Source organism: Pseudoalteromonas sp. GW168-MNA-CIBAN-0100, from assembly GCF_040309225.1.
Taxonomy (GTDB): Bacteria; Pseudomonadota; Gammaproteobacteria; order Enterobacterales; family Alteromonadaceae; genus Pseudoalteromonas; species Pseudoalteromonas arctica.
In genome coordinates this window covers 1-247 of sequence record NZ_JBEOOL010000913.1, presented here as the reverse complement: position 1 = coordinate 247, position 247 = coordinate 1, and the positions used below count along the sequence as shown (strand labels likewise).

Annotated in this window: 1 pseudogene; it reads left to right on the top strand. The window is 42.9% G+C overall.

The window, feature by feature from the left end:
- A pseudogene (locus AAEY62_RS23980) lies at positions 1 to 247 on the top strand (UDP-N-acetylmuramate:L-alanyl-gamma-D-glutamyl-meso-diaminopimelate ligase); the annotation flags it as partial.

Genomic DNA, 247 nt, shown 5'->3' with positions numbered 1-247 from the left:
AACATACATTGCTTGCCTCGTTGAGTGATGCCGATGAGGTACTGCTTTTTGAGCCAGAAAACCTAAGCTGGTCGCTGAGCGAACAAGCGGCTACAGCCGGTATGCAGTGTTTTACCAGTACCCAGGTAATTATTGATACCGTACTTGATAATATAGCAGCTAATCAACATATTTTAATAATGAGCAATGGTAGTTTTAATGGCCTGCATCAGCAACTAGTCGATGCACTGGCTAATAAATACAGCGG